At 71.4% G+C, this 26280-nt stretch carries 22 protein-coding genes; 6 read left to right on the top strand and 16 right to left on the bottom strand.

What is annotated here, in order from left to right; translation table 11 throughout:
- Positions 1 to 25 precede the first annotated feature (25 nt).
- From DBP14_RS27345 to DBP14_RS27325, 5 genes are all read right to left on the bottom strand, one after another.
- Positions 26 to 865, bottom strand: coding sequence for a carbohydrate ABC transporter permease (locus DBP14_RS27345; RefSeq protein WP_129309764.1), 840 nt, complete (start codon positions 863 to 865; stop codon positions 26 to 28).
- The gene (locus DBP14_RS27340; RefSeq protein ID WP_129309763.1) at positions 862 to 2235 is read right to left on the bottom strand and encodes an ABC transporter permease subunit; all 1374 of its coding nucleotides are present in this window, start codon (positions 2233 to 2235) and stop codon (positions 862 to 864) included. Before DBP14_RS27340 ends, DBP14_RS27345 begins: the two co-directional genes overlap by 4 nt.
- A gap of 7 nt (positions 2236 to 2242) precedes the next feature.
- The gene (locus tag DBP14_RS27335) at positions 2243 to 3568 is read right to left on the bottom strand and encodes an ABC transporter substrate-binding protein (protein ID WP_129309762.1); all 1326 of its coding nucleotides are present in this window, start codon (positions 3566 to 3568) and stop codon (positions 2243 to 2245) included.
- A gap of 65 nt (positions 3569 to 3633) precedes the next feature.
- Positions 3634 to 5241 carry a glycoside hydrolase family 13 protein gene (locus DBP14_RS27330; RefSeq protein WP_129309761.1) on the bottom strand — a complete coding sequence of 536 codons (1608 nt, stop codon included), beginning with the start codon at positions 5239 to 5241 and terminating at the stop codon, positions 3634 to 3636.
- Between the two features lie 211 nt (positions 5242 to 5452).
- The gene (locus DBP14_RS27325; protein ID WP_129309760.1) at positions 5453 to 6724 is read right to left on the bottom strand and encodes an ABC transporter substrate-binding protein; all 1272 of its coding nucleotides are present in this window, start codon (positions 6722 to 6724) and stop codon (positions 5453 to 5455) included.
- Between the two features lie 129 nt (positions 6725 to 6853).
- Between DBP14_RS27325 and DBP14_RS27320 the strand changes: the two genes are divergently transcribed.
- The 3 genes from DBP14_RS27320 to DBP14_RS27310 all read left to right on the top strand — a co-directional run bounded on the left by DBP14_RS27320 (position 6854) and on the right by DBP14_RS27310 (position 10543).
- On the top strand, positions 6854 to 7369 hold the full coding sequence (locus tag DBP14_RS27320; RefSeq protein WP_129309759.1) for a PadR family transcriptional regulator: 516 nt from the start codon (positions 6854 to 6856) through the stop codon (positions 7367 to 7369).
- Positions 7366 to 8121: an ABC transporter ATP-binding protein gene (locus DBP14_RS27315; RefSeq protein WP_129309758.1), complete on the top strand. Its 756-nt coding sequence runs from the start codon at positions 7366 to 7368 to the stop codon at positions 8119 to 8121. Before DBP14_RS27320 ends, DBP14_RS27315 begins: the two co-directional genes overlap by 4 nt.
- A gap of 139 nt (positions 8122 to 8260) precedes the next feature.
- Positions 8261 to 10543, top strand: coding sequence for an FtsX-like permease family protein (locus DBP14_RS27310; protein WP_129309757.1), 2283 nt, complete (start codon positions 8261 to 8263; stop codon positions 10541 to 10543).
- A gap of 74 nt (positions 10544 to 10617) precedes the next feature.
- Here the strand turns inward: DBP14_RS27310 and pgi are convergent, their stop codons facing one another.
- The 10 genes from pgi to uvrC all read right to left on the bottom strand — a co-directional run bounded on the left by pgi (position 10618) and on the right by uvrC (position 21956).
- A complete protein-coding gene (pgi, locus tag DBP14_RS27305) occupies positions 10618 to 12267 on the bottom strand; it encodes a glucose-6-phosphate isomerase (RefSeq protein ID WP_129309756.1) in 1650 nt (549 codons plus the stop codon).
- Positions 12268 to 12477: 210 nt separating this feature from the next.
- Entirely contained in the window at positions 12478 to 12813 is a 336-nt protein-coding gene (locus DBP14_RS27300; RefSeq protein ID WP_003976875.1) for an RNA polymerase-binding protein RbpA, read from the bottom strand.
- A 210-nt stretch (positions 12814 to 13023) separates the two neighbouring features.
- On the bottom strand, positions 13024 to 13260 hold the full coding sequence (gene secG, locus DBP14_RS27295; RefSeq protein WP_129309755.1) for a preprotein translocase subunit SecG: 237 nt from the start codon (positions 13258 to 13260) through the stop codon (positions 13024 to 13026).
- Between the two features lie 108 nt (positions 13261 to 13368).
- Entirely contained in the window at positions 13369 to 14145 is a 777-nt protein-coding gene (tpiA, locus tag DBP14_RS27290) for a triose-phosphate isomerase (RefSeq protein WP_129309754.1), read from the bottom strand.
- A gap of 2 nt (positions 14146 to 14147) precedes the next feature.
- Positions 14148 to 15359, bottom strand: a complete 1212-nt coding sequence (locus DBP14_RS27285; protein WP_129309753.1) for a phosphoglycerate kinase — start codon at positions 15357 to 15359, stop codon at positions 14148 to 14150.
- 144 nt (positions 15360 to 15503) lie between these two features.
- Positions 15504 to 16511, bottom strand: coding sequence for a type I glyceraldehyde-3-phosphate dehydrogenase (gene gap, locus DBP14_RS27280; protein ID WP_129309752.1), 1008 nt, complete (start codon positions 16509 to 16511; stop codon positions 15504 to 15506).
- 330 nt (positions 16512 to 16841) lie between these two features.
- Entirely contained in the window at positions 16842 to 17831 is a 990-nt protein-coding gene (gene whiA, locus DBP14_RS27275; protein WP_129309751.1) for a DNA-binding protein WhiA, read from the bottom strand.
- On the bottom strand, positions 17822 to 18865 hold the full coding sequence (gene yvcK / locus DBP14_RS27270) for a uridine diphosphate-N-acetylglucosamine-binding protein YvcK (protein WP_129309750.1): 1044 nt from the start codon (positions 18863 to 18865) through the stop codon (positions 17822 to 17824). The genes whiA and yvcK overlap by 10 nt, the downstream gene beginning before the upstream one ends.
- Positions 18862 to 19845, bottom strand: coding sequence for an RNase adapter RapZ (rapZ, locus tag DBP14_RS27265; protein WP_129309749.1), 984 nt, complete (start codon positions 19843 to 19845; stop codon positions 18862 to 18864). Before rapZ ends, yvcK begins: the two co-directional genes overlap by 4 nt.
- On the bottom strand, positions 19842 to 21956 hold the full coding sequence (uvrC, locus tag DBP14_RS27260; protein ID WP_129309748.1) for an excinuclease ABC subunit UvrC: 2115 nt from the start codon (positions 21954 to 21956) through the stop codon (positions 19842 to 19844). Before uvrC ends, rapZ begins: the two co-directional genes overlap by 4 nt.
- 411 nt (positions 21957 to 22367) lie before the next feature.
- On the opposite strand from uvrC, the gene DBP14_RS27250 reads away from it, so the two are divergent.
- Positions 22368 to 23324, top strand: a complete 957-nt coding sequence (locus DBP14_RS27250; RefSeq protein ID WP_129309747.1) for a hypothetical protein — start codon at positions 22368 to 22370, stop codon at positions 23322 to 23324.
- 90 nt (positions 23325 to 23414) lie between these two features.
- Here DBP14_RS27250 and DBP14_RS27245 read toward each other — a convergent pair whose 3' ends face one another.
- Complete coding sequence (locus tag DBP14_RS27245; RefSeq protein WP_129309746.1) at positions 23415 to 23843, bottom strand: Rieske (2Fe-2S) protein; 429 nt, start codon at positions 23841 to 23843, stop codon at positions 23415 to 23417.
- A gap of 223 nt (positions 23844 to 24066) precedes the next feature.
- On the opposite strand from DBP14_RS27245, the gene DBP14_RS27240 reads away from it, so the two are divergent.
- The gene (locus tag DBP14_RS27240) at positions 24067 to 25200 is read left to right on the top strand and encodes a LacI family DNA-binding transcriptional regulator (RefSeq protein ID WP_129309745.1); all 1134 of its coding nucleotides are present in this window, start codon (positions 24067 to 24069) and stop codon (positions 25198 to 25200) included.
- Positions 25197 to 26108: a carbohydrate kinase gene (locus DBP14_RS27235; RefSeq protein ID WP_129309744.1), complete on the top strand. Its 912-nt coding sequence runs from the start codon at positions 25197 to 25199 to the stop codon at positions 26106 to 26108. The genes DBP14_RS27240 and DBP14_RS27235 overlap by 4 nt, the downstream gene beginning before the upstream one ends.
- The last annotated feature ends 172 nt before the right edge of the window (positions 26109 to 26280 follow it).

The following is a 26280-nucleotide window of genomic DNA, read 5'->3' as shown; positions in this document are numbered from 1 at the left end:
AACCCCACCGCACCCCACCCTTCCCCTACTTCACCGACCCCGCCATCACGCCCTGCACAAAGTGCCGCTGGAAGGCGAAGAACACCGCCACCGGCACGATCAGCGACAGAAACGCCCCCGGCGCCAGCACATCGATATTGCTGCCGAACTGCCGTATCTGCGACTGCAGTTGCACGGTGAGCGGCTGCGAAGAACTGTCCGCGAACAGCAACGCGACCAGCATGTCGTTCCACACCCACAGGAACTGGAAGATCGCCAGCGAGGCGATGGCCGGCCGCCCCACCGGAAGCACCAGCCGCGTGAAGATCCGCCACTCGCTGCCCCCGTCCATCCGCGCCGCCTCCAGCATCTCCTTCGGCATCTCCGCGAAGTAGTTCCGCAGCAGGAACACCGCGAACGGCAGCCCGTAGGCGACGTGGAAGAGGACGACTCCGGGAATCGTGCCGAACAGGCCCAGCTGCCCGAAGAGTTTGGCCACCGGCAGCAGACCGATCTGCACCGGCACCACCAGCAGCGCCACCACCAGCAGGAACAACGGCTCACGGCCGGGGAAGTCCAGCCAGGCGAAGGCGTATCCGGCGAGCGCGGCGATGACGACGACGAGCGTGGTCGCCGGCACCGAGATCATGACCGTGTTCCAGAACGCCTGGGTCATCCCCGCGTTCTTCAGCAGCGCCGAGTAGTTGTCGAAGGACAGCTGCCCCGGGGCGGCCAGCGCCGTCCACCAGCCGCCCTTCGCCGTGTCCGTGGCCGACCGCATCGAGGAGACGAACAGTCCCGCCAGCGGGGTCAGCCACACGAGGCCGATCACCACCAGGAAGGCCTGCACCAGCCCGTTGCCGAGCCCCTTCCGCACCGCGTTCATCGCTGACTCCTTCGGAACCGCCGGACGTTGAACACCATCGCCGGGATCACCAGCGCCAGCAGGAGCACCCCGAGCGCGCTGCCCAGCCCCTGGTTGTTGCCGCCGCCGAAGGAGACCAGCCACATCTGGGTGGCGAGCACGGTGGCGTCCTCCTGCACCGGGCCCGGCGCGATGATGTAGACGAGGTCGAAGACCTTCATCACGTTGATGACGAGGGTCACGAAGACCACGGTGAGCACGGGTGCCAGCAGCGGCACGGTGATCCGGTGGAAGATCTGCCACTCGTTGGCCCCGTCCATCCGCGCCGCCTCCAGCGCGTCCCGGGGCAGACTCGACAGGCCCGCGCCGATCAGGACCATCGCGAACCCGGTCCAGATCCACAGGTACGCGCCGATGATCGCCGGGGTGACGAGGGTCGGCCCCAGCCAGGAGACGCCCTGGTAGGGCGGCGCGAAGTTGGACTCCGGCAGTTTCAGCGTGTACGACCCCGCGCCGAGCCCGGCGAAGCGGAAGGAGCCGTCGGCCGAGGTGGTCGTACTGGCCACGGACCGCCCGTCGCGCAGTGCCTCCACCTTCATGCCGGGCAGCCCGCTCTCCTTGGGGTCGACCCGGCCCTGCTTTCCTCCCCCGCCGAGCGTGAAGTCCAGGTAGACGACCCCGCGCACCTCACCCGCCGCGGCCGGGCGCCGGGAGGCCCCGTAGGCGGGCTCGGCGCCCTTGGGCAGGTCGCCCGGCAGCACGCCGACCAGCCCGAGGGCCGTCGTGTCGCCCGGCGACACGCTGCCGTTCGTCAGGTAGGAGCCGTCGCGGCCCTTCTCCAGACCGTGCCCGTCGCGCGCCCGGGCCGTCGGGTACGACGAGGTGCCCTTGAAGGCGTCGTGGACGGAGACGACGGCCGCGTTCAGCACGCCCTTGTGCGGGTCCTGGTCGTAGGCGAGCCGGAAGATGATGCCGGCGGCGAGGAAGGAGACCGCCATCGGCATGAACAGCAGCAGCTTGAACGCCGTGGCCCAGCGGACCTTCTCCACGAGCACGGCCAGGATCAGTCCCAGGCCGGTGAGCAGGGCCGGGGCGACGACCACCCAGATCGTGGTGTTGCGGATGGCCTTCAGGGTGGCCGGGTCGCGGAACATCTCGGCGTAGTTGTCGCCGCCGACGAACCGGGTGCCGGAGGCGTCGAAGAAGCTGCGGCCGACGGAGAACAGCACGGGGTAGACGACGAGCGCGCCGAGCAGCAGCAGCGCCGGAAAGACGAAGACGAGGGCGACGATCCGGGCCCGGCGGCGGGAGCGCCGCCGGGGGGCGGCGGGCTGGACGCGGGGCGGCGAGTGGGCGCCGCCCCGGTCCTTCACGTGTGCGGTGGCGGTCATGGCGCGCTCAGTTCTGGTAGGCCTTGGCCGCCGCGGACTCCAGCTTCGCCGCGGTCGCCTTCGGGTTCGACGGGTCGCGCAGGAAGTCCTGCAGCAGCTTCCACTCGCCGGCGCCCTTCGTGCCGCCGAAGGCCGCGGGCGCCTGGTCGGACATGTCGAAGCGGACCGAGTCGCCCGCGTCGATCAGGGACTTGGCGGTGGCGCGGGTGACGTCGTCGCCGTAGGAGGAGAGGTCGAGCTTCTTGTTCGGGGAGAGGAAGCCGCCGGCCTTCGCCCACACGGCCGAGGCCTCGGGGGTGGCCAGGTACTCCAGGAGCTTCATGCCGGCCTTGGCGTTCTTGCCGTCCTTGAGGACGACGGCCGCGTCGCCGCCGCTGACGACCGGCGCCTTGCCGCCGTCGACGGCGGGGAACGGGAAGAAGTTCGCGTCCTTGCCGATGGTCTTGCCGTACTGGTCGTGGGCGACTCCGGCCACGAAGTCGCCCTCGTAGACCATGCCGGCCTCGGGCTTGGGGCCGAACACCTTCTCCACCGAGCCCGGGAAGTCGGTGTTGAGGGCCTCCTTCTGGCCGCCCGCGATGAGCTGCTTGTCCTTGAACAGCTTGCCGAGGGTGCCGAGCGCCCTGACCACGCTCGGGTCGGTCCACTTCAGCTTGTGCGCGGCGAGGGCGTCGTACTTCTCGGGTCCGGCCTGGGAGAGGTAGACGTTCTCGAACCAGTCGGTGAGGGTCCAGCCGTCCTGGCCGCCGACGGAGAAGGCGGCGAGACCGGAGTCGGAGATGGTGTGCCCGGCCTTCAGCATCGCGTCGTACGTCGTGGGCGGCTTGACGCCGGCCTGGGCGAGCGCGGTGGGGCTGTACCAGACGGTCGACTTGTGGGCGGCCTTGAAGTAGAGGCCGTACAGGGTGCCGTCGACGCTGCCGTACTTCTTCCAGACGGGCGCGTAGTCGGCGGTGATCGTCTGCTGGGCGGTGGTGGACAGCGGCTTGAGCCAGCCCTTCTTCGCGAACTGCTGGAGCACGCCGACCTGCGGGACCATCACCACGTCGGGGGCGTTGCCGCCCTCGATCTTGCTGCCGACGACGGTGGAGACGTTGTCGCCGGTGGAGACGAACTGCGTCTTGGCGCCGGTCTTGGCGGTGAAGGCGTCGAGGACCTTCTGGAAGTTCTTCTGCTCGCTGCCGGTCCAGACGCCGGCCACGGTGACGGTCTGGCCGCTGAGCGTCTTGCCGCCGCCGGCGGAGACGGGGTCGCCGCTGCCGCAGGCGGTGGCGCCGAGCGCGAGGACGAGGGCGGTGCAGCCGGAGAGCAGGGTGGTACGTCGTCGCATCATCGTCGGATGTCCCTTCGGGAGAGTGGGAGTTCGGGAGGTTCGGCGTTTCCGGGAGGGGGCGGGGATCAGAGGTCGGTCAGCCACCAGGCCGCCGTGGAGCCGGGCAGCACCCCGGCCGGGCAGGGCCCGCTGGACAGCAGGGGGGTGCCGGAGACCGGCGCGGGCGTGGGGGCCGTACCGAAGTTGACGGCGCAGACCAGGCCGTCGCCGCGGACGAAGCCGAGGACGCCCGGCTCGGTGTCCAGCCAGCGCAGGCTGCCCTCGCCCAGCTGGGGCAGGGCGGAGCGCAGGTGCAGGCCCTCGCGGTACAGGTGCCAGAAGGAGCGGGTGTCGGCGAGGGCGCGGTCGGTGGCGTACTCGGCGAAGTAGTCGGGCTGCGGCAGCCAGGGCTTGGCGCCCTCGGCGCCGGAGGTGAAGCCGAACGGGGACGCCTGCCCGGACCAGGGCAGCGGGACCCGGCAGCCGTCGCGGATGCGGGCGCGGCTGCCGGTGCGGCGGAAGATCGGGTCGGTGAGGACGTCGTCGGGCAGGTCGACGACCTCGGGCAGGCCCAGCTCCTCGCCCTGGTAGATGTACGCCGCTCCGGGCAGGGCCAGCATCAGCAGCGCGGCGGCGCGGGCGCGGGCGGTGCCGAGGCCGCTGCCCTGCGGGGTGGGTTCGCCGTAGCGGGTGACGGTGCGGACCTGGTCGTGGTTGTTGAGGACCCAGGTGACCGTGGAGCCGGTGCCGGCGATGTCCTGCATGGCCTCGCTGATGACCTTGCGGAAGGCGGCCGGGTCCCAGGGGGCGCCGAGCAGGTCGAAGAAGAAGGCCTGGTGGAGTTCGTCGGGGCGGACGTAGAGGGCGTGTTCGCGGGCGGTGGGGACGGAGACCTCGCCGACGAGGAGCCGTTCGTGGCCGTCATGTGCGGTGTACTCCTCGCAGGTGGTCCGCCAGCGCCGCCACACGTCGTGCACCTCGGGCTGGTTCCAGGCGAGCGGGTTGACCGAGTCGCGGGTGCGGGCGTCGGCCTCCGGATCGTCGGAGTCGGGCAGTCCGGGGTGCTTGTAGAGACCGGCGGCGACGTCGATGCGGAAGCCGTCGACGCCCCGGTCCAGCCAGAACCTCAGGACGCGGTCGAACTCGGCCGCGACCTCGGGGTCGCGCCAGTTCCAGTCGGGCTGCTCGGGCGTGAACATGTGCAGGTACCACTGGCCGTCCTCGACGCGCGTCCAGGCGGGGCCGCCGAACATGGCGTGCCAGTTGTTGGGCGGCTCCGCGCCGTCCGGGCCGCGGCCGTCGGCGAAGTGGAAGCGGGCGCGGGCCGGGCTGCCGGGCGCGGCGGCGAGCGCCTCCCGGAACCAGGGGTGCTCGGTGGAGCAGTGGTTGGGGACGATGTCCAGGAGCACCCTGACCCCGAGCCGGCGGGCCGCCGTCATGAGCAGGTCGAACTCGGCGAGGTCGCCGAAGACCGGGTCGACGTCGCAGTAGTCGGCGACGTCGTAGCCGTGGTCGGCCTGCGGCGAGGGATAGAACGGGCTGAGCCAGATGCCGTCGACGCCCAGCTTCTTGAGGTACGGCAGTCCCGCGCGGACTCCGGCGAGATCGCCGATGCCGTCGCCGGTGCTGTCGAGAAAGCTGCGGACGTAGACCTGGTAGATCACCGCGTCCCGCCACCAGTGGTGCCTGTTCAACCCATTGAGCCTGTCTCTGCGAAGGGCAGCTGTTATGCATGCATGTTAGGTATCGGTGTCGCGACAGCGTCAAGGAAAAGAACGGAACCTACTGGAGGGTTGCCCTGAGAAATACGGACAGATGGTGACTAACCAAGTGGAGTCGTGATGCTCGCGTTACTTAACGAGTAACTAGCGAAGCCCGCGGAGCTGCCGGTGGGCTGCCGACGCGCTACCGGCGCGCGATGGCGTGCAGCTCGCGGGCGAGCCGGCGGACGGCCTGCTCGGTCGTCTCGTGTCCGGTCAGCGCGTCGTGCACGACGGCCTGCACCACCAGGCTGACCTGGTCGTAGTGCGGGCTCTTGGGACGCGGGGCGGCCGACAGCACGGCGGACCGCAGCGTGGGCAGATACGGGAACTGCCGGATCAGAGCGGGATCCTTGTAGAGCGCGGCGCGCACGGGCGGCAGCGCGCCCTTGGTCAGCACCTCGCGCTGCACGGGCGCGCTGGTGAGGTACGCGATGAGCCGCGCGGCCGAATCCGGGTGCCGGGCATGGCTGTTCACGGCCAGGTTGGAGCCGCCGAGCACACTGGTGCCCGGTCCGTCCGGTCCCGGCAGCGGTACGGCGCCGATCCTGCCGGCGACCCTGGAGCCCTTGGCGGAGGCCACGGCGTAGGCGTAGGGCCAGTTGCGCAGGAAGAGGAGGTGGCCGTCCTGGAAGGCCTGCTTGGACTCCTCCTCCTTGTAGGTCAGGGCCGCCTTGGGTATCCAGCCCTCCTTGAAGCCCCGGACGAGGAAGCCGATGCCCTCGCGGGCCGCCGCCGAGTCGACGGTGACACGGGTGCCCTCGCCGCCGAGGATCGAGCCGCCCGCGGAGTACACGGCCTCGGCCGCGTTGACCGTCAGGCCCTCGTAGGGCAGGAACTGGCCCGCGTAGCCGTCGAGTCCGTACTTCGGCGCGATGGTCTTCGCGTCGTGCTCCAGCTCGGCCCAGGTGCGCGGCGGCGGCACGCCCTCCTTGGCCAGGACGTCCTTGCGGTACAGCAGCAGTCCGGCGTTGGTGACGTAGGGGACGGCGTACAGCCGGCCGTTGTACGTGGCCGTCCCCACCACCGGCGGCAGGAAGCTCCCCAGCGGGAAGCGGTCGCGGGGCAGCGGGCGTATCCAGCCCGCCGCGGCGAACTCCGAGGTCCAGTCGACGTCGATGTTGAGGACGTCGAAGCGGCCCCGGTCACCGCCGCGCAGGTCGGTGATCATCTGCGCGCGGGTCTCGTCGGCGGAGTCCGGCAGCTCGACGAGCGTGACCTTCTCGCCGGGGTGGGTGCGGTTCCAGCCCTGCAGCAACGGGGCGAGGTAGCCGGTGAGATCCCCGGCGGTAGCCAGGGTCAGGGGCCCACGGCCGCCCCCGCCGCCCTCGTCGGCACGGGCACCCGAGGCGACGTAGCCGGTCAGGACGACGGCGAGTACGAGGAGCCCCCTACCGGCGGCGTGTATCCACCGCATAGGTTCCTCCTTGCACACCCGGCACCACGGGCACCCTCGCCCGGGAGTCAGAGGCCATGTATACCTGTTAGGTATGGGCGATACTAGGGCCTGGAGCACAATAGGCAGAAGACTAGGAGGAGAGCACGAGTGCGGCTGCCCCTCCTGGCACTCCTCGCTCGCGGACCGGCGCACGGTTACGAGCTGAAGCAGGACCTTGAGCAAGTGCTGGGCTCCGCGTACCCTCAGCCGAACGTCGGCCAGATCTACGTGACCCTCGGCCGCCTCGAGAAGTCGGGACTGATCGAGGGCGAGGACGTCGAGCAGTCCAGCCGGCCCAACAAAAAGGTCTACCACCTCACCGATGCCGGGCGCGAGGCGCTGCACGCCTGGTTCGAGGAGACCGAGGACGAGCCACGGGTGCGAGACGAGTTCTTCATGAAGCTCGCGCTCGCCCCGCAGTCCGGTCTCGCCGATCAGATCGCCCTCATCAACAAGCAACGGCGCCAGTACCTCACCACCATGCGCAATCTGTCGAAACTGGCCGCGGCCGAGAACCGGGACAACCGAATCGCCCACCTGCTCATCGAGGGCGCGATGCTGCACCTGCAGGCCGACCTCGACTGGCTGGAGCGGTGCCAGGAGGAACTGGAGGAGCTGCGATGAGCGACGACAGCCCCGGCACCCCCCTGCTCCGGGCCGAGGGCCTGACCAAGACCCACTACGGCGAGGGCGCGCCCGCGCACGCCGTCCGCGGGGTGGACCTGTCGGTGCGGCGGGGCGAGTTCGTCGCCGTCACCGGCCCGTCCGGCGCCGGCAAGTCGACGCTGCTGCACCTGCTGGGCGGGCTGCAGCGCGCGGACGCGGGCAGCATCTGGCTGGACGGCGAGTGCACCGACTCCTACAGCGAGGCCCGCTGGGCGGTGGAGCGCCGCAAGGCCATCGGCATCGTCTTCCAGTTCTTCAACCTGGTGTCGAACCTGTCGGTCGCCGACAACGTCGAGCTGCCCGCGCTGCTCGCCGGCGTCCCGCCCAAGCGGGCCCGCGCCGAGCGCGAGGCGCTGCTGGCCGAGCTGGGCCTGGAGGGCAAGGAGCGCAGCATGCCGGGCGAGCTGTCCGGCGGTGAGCAGCAGCGCGTCGCCCTGGCCCGCGCCCTGGTCAACCATCCCCCGCTGCTGCTGGCCGACGAACCCGCCGGCAGCCTGGACAGCAAGGGCACCCGCGAGGTGATGCGGCTGCTGTCCCGCTTCCACGGGCGCGGGCAGAGCATCGTCCTCGTCACCCATGACGCCCGGCTGGCCAGCGCCGCGGACCGGGTGATCAGCTTCTTCGACGGCCGCATAGCCGACGACGCCGCCCTCGACACCGCCCCGGCCCGCCGCACCGGCGTCTCCGGCGTGCTGAGACTGAAGGACTGAGCGGGGTGCACGGCGAGCGGACACAGCGGTGCGGGCCGGGCCTGCCGGCCGGGACGAGGGCGCTGCCGGGGCCGAGGGTGCCGGCCGGGACGAGCCTGTCGGGGCCGAGGGTGCCGGCCGGGACGAGGGGCTGAGGGCCGTGCGAGCCACCCTGCGCTGGGCCCACTCCGATCTGCGCACGCACCGCGGCGAGGCACTGTTCATCGTGCTCGCCACCGCCGGCATCGTCGCCTCGCTGCTGCTGGCGGCGGCGCTGTTCGGCTATGCCACCAACCCGTGGGAACGCATCTTCACCCAGTCCCGCGGCGCGCACGTGTGGATCCACGCCGTGCCGTCCGCCGACACCGCCAAGCTGACCCGGCTGGACGGCGTCGAGGACATCGCCGGGCCCTACCCGGCCGAGTCCGCGACCGTCTCCTCCCGCGGCACCCGGGCCTCCGTGGAGCTGCGCGGCACGCCGGAGCGGCCCACCGTGGGCCGGCCGCTGCTCGTCGCCGGCCACTGGCTGACGCCCGCCGAGCCGAACGGCGTGGTGCTGGAGAGCAGACTCGCCCACGCCCTGCTCGCCGAGCCCGGGGACACCCTGAGCCTGCCCGGCACGGCCCGGACCCTGACCGTCGTCGGCATCGCCGACCGCCCCGAGCGGCGCTACAGCCCCGGCGAGCAGCGGGGCCTGGTGTGGGCGCCGCCCGCCGCCGTACGCAATCCCGGCAGCCAGGTGGTCGGGCTGCGGCTGAAGAACCCGGCCGACACGGACTACGCCGTCCAGCGTGCCGTCACCGTGCTGGGCGCCGGCGCCGTCGACGAGGTGTCCACCTGGCGGCAGGCGCAGGCCGCGGCCCAGGGCGACAACCGGCTGCTCGGACAAGTGCTGGGCGTGTTCGGGCTGGGCGCGCTGGCCGCCGCCGGGTTCGCGGTGCACGGGGCGATCGGCACCCGGATACGCGGTCACCTCAGGGACATCTCGGTACTGAAGGCGATCGGCTTCACCCCGGCGCAGGTGGTGCGGATCTTCCTGCTCCAGCATGTCGCGTACGCCGTCCTGGGCGCCGTGGCCGCCGCCGCCCTGATCAAGGGGCTGGGCGGCGAGGTGCCCGGACGGCTCGGCGACGCGGTCGGGGTCTGGCAGGGGCTGCCCGGTCACACCGTGGCGCTGGTGGCCGTGCCGGTCGGCGCGGTCCTGTTCATCGCTGCGGTCACCGGACTCGCCGCCTGGCGGGCGGGCCGCGTGCCGCCGGTGCCGGTACAGCGGCCCGGCGCGGTGGCGGGCGGCCGGCTCACCACAGTGGCCCGCAAGGCGCTGGGGCTGCGGCTGCCCCCCGCACTCGTCCTCGGCTGCCACCGGACGTTCACCGGTGGCCGGCGCTCCCTGGCCACGGTGGGCAGGCTGACCCTGCCGCTGCTGCTGATCGTGGTCGCGCTGAGCGCCTGGACCACCATCGACCGCTTCCACAGCAGCCCCGAGCGCATCGGCCTGTCGGCCGCCCTGACCGTCCGCTCCGACGGCGACCTGAGCGACGCGCGGACCCGGGCCCTGCTGACGCACGACCCGCAGGTGGCCGCCGCCTACCCCGGCGTCGAGGTGGCGGCGCTGGTGCCCGGCCAGACCAGCACGATCGCGCTGCGCGGCCTCGGCACCCGCCAGGACCCCTATCCGTACGCGCTGGCCCAGGGGCGTCCCGCCCGGGGTCCGGACGAGGCGGTCGCCGGCCAGGGGCTGCTGACCCTGCTGGACGTGCACGTCGGCGACTGGGTCCGGATGACCGTCGGCGACCAGCCGCAGATCCTGCACATCGTGGGCCGCAGCATCGAGCCGGAGAACGCGGGCCGCGTCATCTCCACCTCGCTGGACACGCTGCGCGCCAACGACCCCGGGATCACCCCGACCCTCTACCAGCTACGGCTGCGCCCCGGCGCCGACCCGCACCGCGTCGCCGCCGATCTGGGCCAGGCCGGGCAGGGGCACCTGGACGTCCACGCGGTCCCCAACCCGGCCGACGGGCTGTCCCCGCTGCGCGGGGTCATCGCGGGTCTGGTCGCCGTCCTCGCCCTCATCGGCATCGTCGAACTGCTCACCGCCATCGGCGGCACCGTCCGCGAGAGCGAGCGGGACCTGCTGGCGCTGAAGGCGATCGGCATGTCCCCGCGCCAGATCACGGCGATCACCGTCACGGCGACGGCGTGCACGGCCGTGACGGCGACCCTCGCCGCCACGGCCCTCGGCCTCCCGCTGGCCCGCCACCTGATCGACGCCCAGGGCATCTCCACGGGCATCGGCGCGGGCATCGCCCAGCTCCCCTCGCCCACGGTCCTCTCCCTGCTGACCGCGGGCGCCGTCCTCGGAGCAGCCGCCCTCTCCACCCTCCCGGCGTCCCGGGCAACCCGCCGCAGATCAGCGGACACACTGAGCGCGGTGGGGTAGACGGCCCGAGGCACCCTGACTGGGAGGGTGCCTATGAGACCCACCGAGTCGGGTGGGCGGGTGGGAAAGAATGGTCAACGCCCGCGCAGCGACCGGTACTTCTCGACCAGCGCCAGCGTCGACGCGTCCAGCCCCGGCACAGCCACCCCCTCGCTCAGCGCCGGCTCCACCCGCTTGGCCAGCACCTTCCCCAGCTCCACACCCCACTGGTCGAACGAGTCGATGTTCCACACGGCCCCCTGTACGAACACCTTGTGCTCGTACAGGGCGACCAACTGTCCCAGCACGGACGGCGTCAGCTCCCGGGCGAGGATCGTCGTCGTAGGCCGGTTGCCCCGGAACGTCTTGTGCGGCACCAGTTCCTCCGGCACCCCCTCGGCCCGTACCTCCTCGGCCGTCTTGCCGAAGGCCAGCGCCTGGGTCTGCGCGAAGAAGTTGGCCATCAGCAGATCGTGCTGAGCCTTGAGTTCACCGCTCAGCTCGGCGACCGGCTCGGCGAAACCGATGAAGTCGGCCGGGATCAGCTTCGTACCCTGGTGGATCAACTGGTAGTAGGCGTGCTGCCCGTTGGTGCCGGGCGTGCCCCACACCACCGGCCCGGTCTGCCAGTCCACCTCCCTGCCGTCCCGCGCCACGTGCTTGCCGTTGGACTCCATGTCCAGCTGCTGCAGATACGCGGTGAACCGGGAGAGGTAGTGGCTGTACGGCAGTACGGCGTGCGACTGGGCGTCGTGGAAATTGTCGTACCAGATGCCCAACAGGCCCATCAGCAGCGGGGCGTTGGCCTCGGCGGGCGCCGTGCGGAAGTGCTCGTCGACCAGGTGGAACCCGTCCAGCATCTCCCGGAACCGGTCCGGGCCGATGGCGATCATCAGCGAGAGGCCGATCGCGGAGTCGTACGAGTAGCGTCCGCCGACCCAGTCCCAGAACTCGAACATGTTGGCCGTGTCGATGCCGAACCCGGCGACCTTCTCGGCGTTGGTCGACAGCGCCACGAAGTGCTGGGCCACCGCCTCCTCGTCGCCGAGCGCGGCCAGCAGCCAGGAGCGGGCGGAGGTCGCGTTGGTGATCGTCTCGACGGTGGTGAAGGTCTTGGATGCGATGATGAACAACGTCTCGGCCGGGTCGAGGTCGCGCGTGGCCTCGTGCAGGTCGGCGCCGTCGACGTTGGAGACGAAGCGGACGGTCAGCGAGCGGTCGGTGTAGGGCCGTAGCACCTCGTAGGCCATCGCGGGGCCCAGGTCGGAGCCGCCGATGCCGATGTTGACGACGTTCTTGATGCGCTTGCCGGTGTGCCCTCTCCAGGTGCCGGAGCGGACCCGTTCGGCGAAGTCGGCCATCCGGTTTAGCACGGCGTGCACCGCCGGGACCACGTTCTCCCCGTCGACCTCGATCACCGTGCCGCGCGGGGCGCGCAGCGCGGTGTGCAGGACGGCCCGGCCCTCGGTGACGTTGATCTTCTCGCCGCGGAACATGTCGTCCCGCAGTCCGAAGACGTCGGTGGCGGCGGCCAGCTCACGCAGCAACCGCAGCGTCTCGTCGGTGACCAGGTGCTTGGAGTAGTCGATGTACAGGTCACCGACCTGCAGCGTGTACCCGGTACCGCGCCCGGGATCGGCGGCGAACAGCTCCCTCAGTTGGACGCCGGCCTGCTCCTCCCGGTGCTTGGCGAGCGCGGTCCACTCGGGCGTCTGGTTGAGCCGTGCCCGGCCGTCTGCGTTCATGTCGACGTCAGCCTTCTTTCCTGCGCCTGTCCGCTTGCGTGCTGCCCCGCTGCTCGTCCCAACCTAGTTGATCAGCGGGCGCGGTGAGGGCAGGCGGAGCACGGCGGCGGCGCGTGGGCCGGCGCGCGCAGCCCGAACGGCGCACCGGCGGCCCCGGGGCCGCCGGATACGCCTCCGGCCGGGCGCCACAGGCGTCCGGCCGGTCAAGTACTAGATCTCGCCGCGCAGTTTGGCGAGTGCCTCGGCGAGGATCGCCTCGCCGTCCGCGTCGCTGCGCCGCTCCCGTACGTACGCGAGGTGCGTCTTGTACGGCTCGGTGCGCGGCGGGTCCGGCGGGTTGTCCCGGTCCTGTCCGGCGGGGAAGCCGCAGCGCGGGCAGTCCCAGGTTTCGGGGACCTGCGCGTCGCTGGCGAAGCTGGGCTGCGTCTCGTGCCCGTTGGAGCACCAGAAGGAGATGCGCAGCCGGGGCGCGGACTCGCCACGCTCGGCCTCGCCCATCGGCCCCGCCCCGACCCGGCTTCCTCGGATCGCGTTGCCACTTGCCACGGTCGTAACTCCCTGCGTGATGGTGCCGCGAAGCGAGTCGGCGTTCCGCTTCGCCGCGAGCGCCTCAGTCTACGTAAGGCCCAACGCGCGTCCAGTGATTGGAGTTACAAGGGCCCGCTCAGCCGCGAGCCCCATGATAGGCCGCGCTCGGGAGCGCGTGCCGACCATGGGGCCTTACGTACCGGAATGTATGTGTTTGTGACGCGGGGGTCAGGCGTTCGACTTCATCAGAATGCCGAGGACGATGATGCACGCGAACCACAGCAGACCGATCACGACGGTGATCCGGTCGAGGTTGCGCTCGGCGACGGAGGAACCGCCGACCGACGACTGCATGCCGCCACCGAACATGTCGGAGAGGCCGCCGCCCTTTCCCTTGTGCATCAGCACCAGCAGCATCAGCAGCAGGCTGAAGACGATCAGGGCGATCGAGAACCCCAAAACCACGGCTGGACCAACTTCCTCGGACTCGGATGGACGACGGGGGCACAGCACAGCGGCCGTGCCCCCGCAAGAGTACGACGTATCGTCGCTACCGCCTACTCACGGACGGGCTCACTGATCGCGGAAGCGCACGATCTTGACGAACTCGTCGGCGTCCAGCGAGGCGCCGCCGACCAGGGCGCCGTCGATGTCGGCCTGCGCCATGATCTCGGCGACGTTGCCGGCCTTGACGGAGCCGCCGTACTGGATGCGGACCCGGTCGGCCAGCTCCTGCGTGTACAGCTCGGCGATCTTGCCCCGGATCGCGGCGCAGACCTCCTGGGCGTCCTCGGCGCCGCAGACCTTGCCGGTGCCGATGGCCCAGACGGGCTCGTAGGCGATCACGATGGTCTCGGCCTGCTCGGCCGGGAGGTCCTTCAGGCCGCCCTCGACCTGGGCGAGGGTGTGGGCGACGTGGTTGCCCGCCTCGCGGACCTCCAGTTCCTCGCCGACGCACATGATCGGAGTCAGGCCGTGCTTGTAGGCGGCCTTGACCTTGCCGTTGACGATCTCGTCCGTCTCGGCGTGGTACTGGCGGCGCTCGGAGTGCCCGACGGCCACGAAGGTGCACTTCAGCTTGGACAGCATGGGGCCGGAGATCTCGCCGGTGTAGGCACCGGAGTCGTGCGCCGAGATGTCCTGAGCGCCGTACTTGATCCTCAGCTTGTCGCCCTCGACCAGGGTCTGCACGGAGCGCAGGTCGGTGAAGGGCGGCAGGACGGCGACGTCGACGGCGTCGTAGTCCTTGTCGGCCAGGGCGAAGGCGAGCTTCTGGACGTGCGCGATGGCCTCGAGGTGGTTGAGGTTCATCTTCCAGTTGCCCGCCATCAGCGGCGTGCGGGTACTCACGGTCAGTCCTCCAGTGCGGCGAGGCCGGGGAGCGTCTTGCCCTCAAGGTATTCGAGGGAGGCGCCGCCACCGGTCGAGATGTGGCCGAATGCGTTCTCGTCGAAGCCGAGCGTACGCACGGCGGCGGCGGAGTCACCGCCGCCGACGACGGTGAAGCCGTCGGAGTCGAGGAGAGCCTGGGCGACCGCCTTGGTGCCCTCGGCGTAGTCGGGGTGCTCGAAGACGCCCATGGGACCGTTCCAGAAGACGGTCGCGGCGTCGGCGAGCTTCGAGGCGTACAGCTCCCGGGTCTTCGGGCCGATGTCGAGGCCCTCCTGGTCGGCGGGGATCTTGTCCGCGTCGACCACGGTGTACTCGGCCGGAGCCTTGGTCTTCAGGTCCGGGAACTCCCGGGAGACCAGGACGTCGACGGGTAGCACCAGCTCGACGCCCTGCTTCTCGGCGCGCCGCAGGTACTCCGTGACGGCCGGGATCTGGTCCTCCTGCAGGAGGGAGATGCCCACCTCGTGGCCCTGGGCCTTGAGGAAGGTGTAGGCCATGCCGCCGCCGATGAGGAGGCGGTCGGCCTTGCCGAGCAGTTCGTCGATGACGGCGAGCTTGTCGGAGACCTTGGCGCCGCCGAGCGCGACGACGTAGGGGCGCCGCACGTCCTCGGTCAGCTTCTTCAGCACGCCGACCTCGGTGCTGATCAGGTGGCCGGCGTAGTGCGGCAGCTTCTTCGCCAGGTCGTACACCGAGGCGTGCTTCCTGTGCACGGCGCCGAAGCCGTCGCTGACGTAGACGTCGGCGAGGGTGGCGAGCCGGTCGGCGAACGCGTCGCGCTCGGCGTCGTCCTTGGCGGTCTCGCCGGGGTTGAAGCGCAGGTTCTCCAGGACCGCCACCTGGCCGTCCTTCAGGCCCGCGACCGTGTCCTGGGCGGACTGCCCGACGGTGTCGGCCGCGAAGGCCACGTCCGAGCCGAGGAGTTCGCCGAGGCGGGCGGCGGCCGGCGCGAGGGAGAACGCGGGGTCCGGGGCGCCCTTGGGGCGGCCCAGGTGCGAGGCGACGACCACCCGGGCGCCCGCGTCGGCGAGGGCCTCGACGGTGGGCAGGACCGCGCGGATGCGGCCGTCGTCGGTGATGGTGGTGCCGGCCAGCGGCACGTTGAGGTCGGCGCGGACGAAGACCCGCTTTCCGCTTACGCCGTCGGCGAGAAGTTCGTCGATCGTCTTCATTGAGGGGACTCCTGAGGAGGGCTCGTGGTGCCCTTGATCGTAAGAGGGCGTGTTCCGTGCGCGAGACAGGGCCCGGTCAGCGCGACGGTGCGCTGCCCGAGCCCTGCTGTCACTGCGAGGTCCTGCGCTTGCGATCTTCGGCGATCAGAGCTGGCCGCCGACGAAGACCGTGAGGTCCACGAGGCGGTTGGAGTAGCCCCACTCGTTGTCGTACCAGCCGATGACCTTCACGTTCTTGCCGTCCTGGACCATGGTCAGGGACGAGTCGAAGGTGCAGGAGGCCGGCTCGTTGACGATGTCGGAGGAGACGATCGCGTCCTCCGTGTACTCGAGCAGGCCCTTCAGCTCGCCCTCGGCGGCCTTCTGGAAGGCGGCGTTGACCTCTTCCTTCGTGACCTCGCGGCCCAGTTCGACGACGAGGTCGGTGACCGAGCCGGTCGGGACCGGGACGCGCATCGCGATGCCGTCCAGCTTGCCCTTGAGCTGCGGGAGCACCAGGGCGGTGGCCTTGGCGGCACCGGTGGTGGTCGGGATGATGTTCTCGGCGGCGGCGCGGGCGCGGCGCAGGTCCTTGTGCGGGAAGTCCAGGATCCGCTGGTCGTTCGTGTACGCGTGCACCGTCGTCATCAGACCCTTGACGATGCCGAAGTTCTCGTCGAGGACCTTCGCCATCGGCGCCACACAGTTGGTGGTGCAGGAGGCGTTGGAGATGACGTGGTGGTTGGCCGCGTCGTACTTGTCCTGGTTGACGCCCATCACGATGGTGATGTCCTCGTCCTTGGCCGGAGCCGAGATGAGGACCTTCTTGGCGCCGCCCGCGATGTGCTTGGCGGCGTCCTCCTTCTTCGTGAAGATGCCGGTCGACTCGATGACGATGTCGACGCCCAGCTCACCCCAGGGGATGTCGGCCGGGTTGCGCTCGGAGAGCACCTTGATGGTGTGGGAGCCGACCGTGATGGTGTCGGCGGTGTGGGAGACCTCCTGCTTCAGGCGGCCCAGGATCGTGTCGTACTTCAGCAGGTGAGCCGTGGTCGCGGTGTCACCCAGGTCATTGACGGCCACAACCTCGATGTCGGCGCCCTGCTCCAGCAGCGCGCGGAAGTAGTTGCGACCGATACGGCCGAAGCCGTTGATGCCTACGCGGATCGTCACGAACCGATCTCCTCGTTGGTACGCCGGCCATGCGGTGCCGGCGAGCTCTGTTTGGGATGTCCCCGACCACCCCCGACCCTACCCCTCTGATGCCCCCTGAGTGACATCGAGATGCCGCATACACGGGCAGGTGGTCCGTACCCGTCAGTAGGGGTACGGACCACCAGGGAACGGCCGTCGATTCACCCGAATTCGCTCCGGAATGTCGCCCGTTTTTGACGCCGATTTCACTCGTTCGTGAGCGGGTCCGCTCACCTGTGGACCGGGGTTCGCGCGCACCGTTGAGAGGGGGGCGCGCTCACCTGTCGAGTACGGTGTGCTGACGGGCCGTCAGCCCGCGAGGTTGTCCGCCAGCTCCTCGGTCAGGTTGGCCTCCGTGCCGGGGATGCCGAGGTCCGAGGCGCGCTTGTCGGCCATCGCCAGCAGGCGGCGGATCCGGCCGGCCACCGCGTCCTTGGTGAGCGGCGGGTCGGCGAGCGCGCCAAGCTCCTCCAGGGAGGCCTGCTTGTGCTCCATGCGCAGCCGCCCGGCGGCCGCGAGGTGCTCGGGGACCTCGTCGGCGAGGATCTCCAGGGCGCGCTGCACCCGGGCGCCGGCGGCCACCGCGGCCCGGGCCGAACGGCGCAGGTTGGCGTCGTCGAAGTTGGCGAGCCGGTTCGCCGTGGCCCGCACCTCGCGGCGCATCCGGCGCTCCTCCCAGGCCAGCACGGACTCGTGCGCCCCGAGGCGGGTGAGCAGGGCGCCGATCGCGTCGCCGTCGCGGACGACGACCCGGTCCACGCCCCTGACCTCGCGGGCCTTAGCGGCGATCGACAGTCTGCGGGCGGCGCCGACGAGGGCGAGCGCGGCCTCCGGGCCGGGGCAGGTCACCTCCAGCGAGGAGGAGCGGCCGGGCTCGGTCAGCGAGCCGTGCGCCAGGAAGGCCCCGCGCCACGCCGCCTCGGCGTCACAGGTGGCCCCGGAGACGACCTGCGGGGGCAGCCCGCGGATCGGCCGGCCCCGGCCGTCGACCAGGCCGGTCTGCCGGGCCAGCTGGTCGCCGCCGGCCACGACCCGGATCACGTACCGCGAGCCGCGGCGCAGTCCGCCGGGGGCCATCACGATCAGCTCGGAGCCGTGGCCGAAGATCTCCAGGATGTCCCGCTTGAGACGGCGGGCCGCCATCGCGGTGTCCAGCTCCGCCTCGATCACGATGCGCCCGCTCACCAGGTGGAGGCCGCCGGCGAACCGCAGAATGGCGGAGACCTCCGCCTTCCTGCAGCAGGTCCGGGTGACGGGGAGCCGGGAGACCTCGTCCTTCACCGCTGCCGTCATCGCCATGGGCCGATCCTTCCATGCATCCGGAAAATACGGTCGTACGCGGCGGCCAACAGCTCCGGGTCGTGCCGGGGCGAACCGTCGGTCCGGGCCACCGGAGCCAGCTCGACCGCGGCTCCCAGCCGCTTGGCGGCTTCGGCGAGCGACTCGCGGTCGGGCACGGCGGCCTCGTCGGCCAGCACCACGTCCAGGGCGAGTTTAGGGGCGTGTCGCCCCAAAACCTCCAAATGACGCTGCGGGGAGAAGCCCTCGGTTTCTCCGGGTTGCGGCGCGAGGTTCAGGGAGAGCACGCGGCGGGCCTTGGTCTCGGTGAGGGCGTCCAGCAGCTCGGGGACGAGCAGGTGCGGGATGACCGAGGAGAACCAGGAGCCGGGGCCGAGGACCACCCAGTCCGCGTCCCGGACCGCCTCGACGGCCTCGGGCACCGCCGGCGGGTCGTGCGGCACCAGGTGCACGGACTGCACCTCGCCCGGGGTGAGCGCGACCGTGGCCTGCCCGCGGACCGTGTCCACGTCCTCCGGGCGTGTCGGGTCGTGCCCCTTGACCAGGGCCTGCAGCTCCAGCGGCACGGCGGACATGGGCAGCACCCGCCCGTGCGCGCCGAGCAGCCTGCCGACCAGGTCCAGGGCCTGGACGTGGTCGCCGAGCTGCTCCCACAGGGCGACGATCAGCAGGTTGCCGACCGCGTGGTCGTGCAGGTCGCCCTGGGACTGGAAGCGGTGCTGGATGACGCGGGACCAGGTCTGCCCCCAGTCGTCGTCCCCGCACAGGGCGGCCAGCGCCTTGCGCAGGTCGCCGGGCGGCAGCACGCCCAGCTCGTCGCGCAGGCGCCCGCTGGAACCGCCGTCGTCGGCCACGGTGACGACGGCGGTCAGGTCACCGGTGATCCGGCGCAGCGCGGCGAGCGAGGCGGACAGGCCCATGCCTCCGCCGAGCGCGACGACCTTGGGCTGGGTCCCGCGCCGCCGGGAGCGGCCTCCGCGGGCCTCGGGCACCGCCCGGCGCAGCCTGCTCAGCCGCGATGTACGTTCTGTCATTCCCGTCCCATGTCCCGGTGCACGACCACCGTCTCCACGCCCTCGGCCGCGAGGCGCGCGGCGAGCTTCTCCGACATGGCGACCGAGCGGTGCTTGCCGCCCGTGCAGCCGATGGCGATGGTCACATACCGCTTGCCCTCACGCCGGTAGCCGGCCGCGATGAGCCGGAGCAGTTCGGCGTACCGGTCGAGGAAGTCCTTGGCGCCGGGCTGGTTGAAGACGTAGGCGGCGACCTCGTCGTTCAGGCCGGTGAACGGCCGCAGCTCCGGGACCCAGTGCGGGTTGGGCAGAAACCGCATGTCCGCGACGAGGTCGGCGTCGACGGGCAGGCCGTACTTGAAGCCGAAGGACATCACGGTGGCCCGCAGCTCGGGCTCCTCCTCGCCGGCGAACTGGGCGTCCATCTTGGCGCGCAGCTCGTGCACGTTGAGGCTGGAGGTGTCGATCACCAGGTCGGCGTCGCCGCGCAGCTCGCGCAGCAGTTCGCGCTCGGCGGCGATGCCGTCGACGATCCGGCCGTCGCCCTGGAGGGGGTGCGGGCGGCGCACGGACTCGAAGCGGCGCACGAGCGCGTCGTCGGAGGACTCCAGGAAGACGATCCGCCGGGTGACGTGCTTGGCCTCCAGGTCGGCGAGGGACTCGCGCAGATTGTCGAAGAAGCGCCGGCCGCGTACGTCGACGACGACCGCGATCCGGGCCACGTTGCCCTGGGAGCGGGCGCCCAGTTCCACCATGGTGGGGATGAGGGCGGGCGGCAGGTTGTCGACGACGAACCAGCCGAGGTCCTCCAGGCACTTCGCCGCCGTCGAGCGGCCCGCTCCGGACATGCCTGAGATGATCACCAGCTCGGGGATGGCCGCCTCGGGGGCCATGGCCGGCGTGACGTCCGTACTCACCTGTGCTCCGTTTTCCTGAACCGCGTCCGCTTCCGGGTGCGTCTGTTCTCGCTCCGCTGCGGGCCGTGCGTCGTGCTCGCTCATGTCTCCTGCCCCCGTCGTTCGTCCGGGTGGCCCGCCGTGACGGGCTCCCCGGGGGAACCCGCCGTCGTTTCGGGTTCCTCCTCCTCAATGATCTCTCCGGTCGCCGTGTTCACGGCGGGTGCGGCCGGGGTCGCCCGGGCGAGGGCCACGGCGATGGTCTCGGCCGTCTTGCGGCCTATGCCGGGGACCTGCTGGATCTCGTCGATGGTGGCGGCCCGCAGCTTCTTGACCGAGCCGAAGTGCTTGATCAGGGCCTGCTTGCGGGTCTCCCCGAGGCCCGGCACGTCGTCCAGGGCGCCGGTGCGGAAGCGTTTGGCGCGCTTGGCCCGCTGGTAGGTGATCGCGAAGCGGTGGGCCTCGTCACGGACGCGCTGGAGCAGGTAGAGGCCTTCGCTGGTGCGGGGCAGGACCACGGGGTCGTCCTCACCGGGCACCCACACCTCCTCCAGGCGCTTGGCGAGACCGCACACCGCGATGTCGTCGATTCCCAGCTCGTCCAGGGCCCGCCGGGCGGCGGCGACCTGCGGCCGGCCGCCGTCGACGACGACGAGCTGGGGCGGGTAGGCGAACTTCTTGGGACGGCCCTCGTCGTCCTTGAGGGAGCCGCCCAGCGGGTCGCCGTCGGGCAGCACGGTCCCGGCGCCGGCGTCCGTCCCGGCTCCGTCGGCGGTCTCCGCTCCGTCGGCTCCGTCGGCCCACTCCCCCGTCCGCTCCTTCTCGGCGAGGTAGCGCCGGAAGCGGCGGGTGATCACCTCGTGCATGGAGCGCACGTCGTCCTGCCCGGCGAAGCCCTTGATCTGGAAGCGCCGGTACTCGCTCTTGCGGGCCAGCCCGTCCTCGAAGACGACCATGGAGGCCACGACGTCGTCCCCCTGGAGGTGGGAGATGTCGTAGCACTCGACCCGCAGCGGGGCGCTGTCCAGGTCGAGGGCCTCGGCGATCTCCTCCAGGGCGCGCGAACGGGTGGTCAGGTCGGAGGCACGCTTGGTCTTGTGCAGGACGAGTGACTGCTGGGCGTTGCGCTGCACGGTCTCCATGAGCGCCTTCTTGTCGCCGCGCTGCGGGATGCGCAGCGACACGTTCGAGCCACGGCGGCCGGTCAGCCACTCCTGGACCGGCTCGACCGGTTCGGGCAGCGCCGGGACGAGGACCTCCTTGGGGACGGCGTCCCCGCTCTCCTCCCCGTAGAGCTGCTGCAGGGCGTGCTCGACGAGGGCGCCGGTGGTGATCTCCTCCACCTTGTCGGTCACCCAGCCGCGCTGGCCGCGCACCCTGCCGCCGCGCACGTGGAAGATCTGTACGGCGGCCTCCAGCTCGTCCTCGGCGACCGCGACGAGGTCCGCGTCGGTCGCGTCGGCGAGCACGACCGCGCTCTTCTCCATGGCCTTCCTCAGAGCCTCGACGTCGTCGCGCAGGCGAGCGGCCCGCTCGTACTCCATCTCCTCGGCCGCCTCCATCATCTGCTTCTCCAGGCGCCGGAGGTAGGCGCCGGTGCGGCCGGCCATGAAGTCGCAGAAGTCCTCGGCCAGGTCGCGGTGGTCCTCGGGGGCGATCCGGGCGACGCAGGGTGCGGAGCACTTGCCGATGTAGCCGAGCAGGCAGGGCCGGCCGGTGCGGGCCGCGTTCTTGAAGACGCCCGCCGAGCAGGTGCGCACCGGGAACACCCGCAGCAGCAGGTCGACGGTGTCCCGGATGGCCCACGCGTGCGCGTACGGCCCGAAATACCGCACGCCCTTCTTCTTGTGACCGCGCATCACCTGGACCCGGGGGAACTCCTCGTTCATCGTCACCGCGAGGTACGGGTAGCTCTTGTCGTCGCGGTACTTGACGTTGAACCGGGGGTCGTACTCCTTGATCCAGGAGTACTCCAGCTGCAGTGCCTCGACCTCCGTGGACACCACGGTCCACTCCACGGACGCGGCGGTGGTCACCATCGTCCGGGTGCGCGGGTGCAGGTTCGCCAGGTCCTGGAAGTAGTTCGCCAGGCGCTGGCGCAGGCTCTTCGCCTTCCCGACGTAGATCACCCGGCGGTGCTCGTCACGGAACCTGTACACCCCGGGGGAGTCCGGGATGTCACCCGGCCTGGGGCGGTAGCTGGAGGGATCGGCCATGTCTCACACCCTACTGGCGGGCACCGACACCGCGCCGGGCCTGTGGACAACGCCCGACCGGCGCCTTCACCGGCTCGGAGTACCGGCCGGCGGAAGCGTCCCGCGAGCGCCCCTCGGGAGTCCGGCGGGAGTCCAGTGGGAGTCCAGTGGCGGAGGTTCCCGGCCGCGCGTGAGCTCCGCCGGGAGTCCCGGACCGGCCCGTGTCCGGTGTGCCGGGGGTCGAGGCTCGGCCAGGTGTGGGCCGAAGTGTTGTCGGGGCATGGTCAACACGCTTCAATGCGGGGGAACTCGGGGCCGTGCACGCCGCCGGACGCATGCGGCGTACGCCCGGAAGGGCGCCCACGGGGGTGGCCCCGGCCCGCGCCAACGGTCTGACCAGCCGTCGTGACACTCACAGAAAGGCTCCTGTGCATGCTGTCTGTCACAGAGCACACGGACGTCACCCCGGCCGCCCCCGCGGAACTGGACACGGTTCTGCGGGGCGGTCCCTTCCACGTGGCGCTGCGCGCCGCGATCGCCGCCCGCGGACTGCCGCTCCAGCGCGTGCAGCACCACCTTTCGCGCCACGGGGTCAAGGTCGGCGTCACGAGCCTGAGTTACTGGCAGCAGGGCGCCCGCCGCCCGCAGCGCCCCGAGTCCCTGCGTGCCGTGCGCGCGCTGGAGGAGATCCTCCAACTGCCCGACGAGTCGCTGATCCGGCTCCTCGCGGCGTCCGGCGAGCGCGCTGCCGCCCGCCGTCCGGCGGCGCGTTCGTACCGTTCCCTGGTGGCGGCCTCCGACGTCCTGGGCCGGCTCAAGAGCGAGCTGGGCTGGGCCCTCGACGGCGGACTGCACACCCTGGGGCACCACGAGCGCGTCCGGATCGGCGCCCATCGCGAGCTGGCGGGCCGGGAGTCGCACCACATCGTGCGCGCGCACCGCGACGGCATCGACCGCTTCGTGGCCGTCTATCACGGCGACCCCGGCTGCAGCCCGCAGCTCATGAACGTGCACGCCCTGGAGAACTGCCGTACCGGGCGCGTCCGTTGGGACCAGGACACGGGCGTTCTGGTGGCCGAGCTGCTCTTCGGCACCCGGCTGCGCTCGGGCGACACCTTCCTGTTCCGCTACGGCATCGAGGACGGCACGGCCGGAGTCTGCCGCGAGTACCTCCACGGGTTCGGCTTTCCCGGTGGCCAGTACGCGCTCCAGGTCCGCTTCGACGCCGGGGCACTGCCGTCCCGCTGCCACCACTTCACCCAGCACTCCCCCGCGGCTCCGCGCGGCGGCCGTCAAGAACTGTCCGTCACGGGCCCGCACCACAGCGTCCACGTGGTCGAACCCCGGGTCCGCCCCGGCCTCGTGGGAATCGCCTGGGACTGGGAGTGAGCGGAGCGGGCGGCTGAACCGCCGCCCGGGAGTGAGGGCGTCGGCGGGGCCGGGCGGGAGCAGGGCCCGTCCGGGCCGTTGGCCTGTTCCTCAGGCCCCCGGGCCCGCGATGATCCTGCCGTTCTTCGCGGTGACCGGCAGCTCGTGCAGCGGCTCGGTGGCCGGCGACTGGACCACCTTGCCGGTGACCGCGTCGAACTCGCTGCCGTGGCAGGGGCAGGTCAGGGTCGTCTTCTGGAGCCGGTCGATGGCGCACCCCGCGTGCGTGCAGATCGTGCTGTACGCCTTGAGCGCCCCCTTCGCGTCCCGGCTGACCACCACGTTGTGGTCCCGGAAGAGCTTGGCCCCGCCCTTGGCGATCTCGGTCTCCGCCCCGAGGTCGACCGGTGAGGTCGGCGTGGGATCGGCCGAGGTGCCGTTGCCCGGGGCCGAGCAAGCGGCCAGCGCGAGCCCCGCGACCGGCGCCGCGGCGGCTCCCCTCAGGACGGTACGGCGGCTCGCGGCAGATCCGGCGGACATCTGGTCTCCAGGGGTCGGGGAGGGGCGTGCACGCCGACGATACCGGGGCAGATCGACCGGCCCCGGGGCGGGTCGGGGCGGTTACGGCCGGGAATCGCGGCGGTGTGCCGCAGAGGATTGCGCCGCGGGAGCGTAAACGCTTGCGCAAGCGTTTACGCCGAGGGCCCCGATGGGATACGTTCCCGGCCGGAGGGAACTGCGGCGACTCGGAAAGGGGTACGAGATGCCCACCATGGCCGACGTCGCCCGGAGCGCCGGAGTCTCCGTGGCCACCGTCTCGCACGTGCTCAACGGCACGCGCCCCGTACTGCCCCACACCCGGCAGGCCGTGCTGGACGCCGTCGACGCCCTCGGCTACACGCCCAACACCCTGGCCCGCTCCCTGGTGACCTCCCGTACCCGGTCCATCGGTCTGGCGGTGCCGGTGATCAGCAACCCATACTTCACGGAGATCCTGCAAGGCGTCGAGGCCGCCGCTCTGGAGGCGGGCTACAGTCTGCTCGTCGCGGATCCGCATGATGATCCCCTGCACGAGCGCAAGGTCGTCGAGTTCCTGCACGAGCGCCGCGTGGACGGCATGATCGTCGCACCCTCCGCACAGCCGCACGACCTCGTCGCCTACCTCCGCCGCCACGCCGTGCCGGCCGTGTTCCTCGACCGGGTGGTAAACGTCCCGGCCGACCCGGATAACACGGGTGCCCACGGGGCCGGTACCCCCGGTGCCGACGCCGGTGCCCCTGGCTTCGACCAGGTCTGCGGTGAGAACGCCGCACCCATGGCCGGGCTCGTCACCCACCTCGCCGGGCTGGGCCACCGCCGGATCGGGCTGATCGCGGGGCTGCCCGGGCTGAGCACCACCGCCGAGCGGGTCACCGGCTACCGGCAGGGACTCGCCGCGGCCGGTCTCCCCCACGAGGAACGCCTCGTCGTGACCGGCGACTCCGACTCGGCCGGCGCCCCGCAGGCCACGGACGCCCTGCTGTCCCTGGCCCATCCGCCCACCGCCCTCGTCACCGCCAACGACGCCATGACCATCGGCGCACTCCGAGCCCTGCGCCGACGGGGCCTGTCCGTACCGGACGACATCGCCCTGTGCTGCTTCGACGACTTCGCCTGGGCCGACCTGTTCTCGCCCCGGCTCACCGCCGTCGCCCAGCCCGGCAAGGAGATCGGCGCCACCGCCGTACGGGTCCTGCTAAACCGCCTTGCCGCACCGGATCAGCCCGCCCGGACCGTGCGGCTGCCGTGCACGTTCGTCCACCGCACGTCCTGCGGCTGCCCGGAGGAGCAACGCGACGCCGACGGGACCGGCGTCACCGAAACCGACCCAGCTGTCCGAGAAGAGGACCCCTCGTGATCGTCGTCGCCGGTGAGGCACTGATCGACCTGGTACCGCAGGGCCCGGGCGCCCTGGCGGACCTGAAGCCGGCGCTCGGCGGAGGGCCGTACAACACCGCCGTCGCCCTCGGCCGCCTCGGTACGCCGACCGCCTTCTGCTCGCGCGCCTCACAGGACGCCTTCGGCGAAGCCCTGCTGGACGGGCTGCGACGGGAGGGAGTGGACGTCTCGGCCGTGCAGCGCGGCCCTGAGCCGACGACCCTCGCTGTCGCCACCCTCGACGCCGGTGGTTCGGCGGCCTACTCCTTCTACGTCGACGGCACCGCCGACCGTCTGTTCACCGCTCCGGCCACGCTGCCCGCCGCGGCCCGGGCGGTGTCCTTCGGCACCTGTTCGCTCGTCCTGGAACCGGGAGCGAGTGCCTATGAGGAGCTGATGCGGACAGCGGCCGGACAGGGCCTGTTCACGGCCCTCGACCCCAATGTCCGGGCGGGACTGATCCCGGACGCGGACGCCTACCGGGCGCGGTTCAAGAGCTGGCTGCCCTCGATGACGCTGCTGAAGCTGTCCGCGGAGGACGCGGAGTGGCTGGGTGGCGCCCCCCGCGACTGGCTGGCCGCGGGACCGACGGCCGTGGTGGTCACCCGGGGCGGCGACGGCCTGACCGTGTTCACCCGGCACGGCGGGGAGTACTCCGTACCGGGTGAGAAGGTCGATGTCGTGGACACCATCGGCGCCGGTGACACGGTCAACGCGGCCCTGCTGCACGGACTTCGCGCCCAGGACGCGCTCTCTCCGGGAGCGCTCGCCGCCCTGGGCGGGGACGGCTGGACGCGCCTGCTGCGGTTCGCGGCGCGTGCGGCCGCGGTCACCTGCTCACGGGCGGGGGCGCAGCCGCCGTACGCCTCCGAACTCGGCGAGGTGTGAGCAGTCGGCGGCGGGTGCGACCGCCGCTCGTCTCTTGCTCTTCTCTTGTCAAGGATCGGCCGGCACCGTGGTCCGTGGGGCCGTCGGACGGCGGAGCCGGGGTGGCTGATCGGAGAACGAGTGACGCCTCGCCGGTGGTTCCGGCGAGGCGTCACTCGAATGGATGAAGTGT

The sequence above is a fragment of the Streptomyces sp. L2 genome (genome assembly GCF_004124325.1).
Lineage (GTDB): Bacteria > Actinomycetota > Actinomycetes > Streptomycetales > Streptomycetaceae > Streptomyces.
Note: the sequence above shows the minus strand (reverse complement) of the source record. Positions and strands in the feature narration are given on the sequence as shown.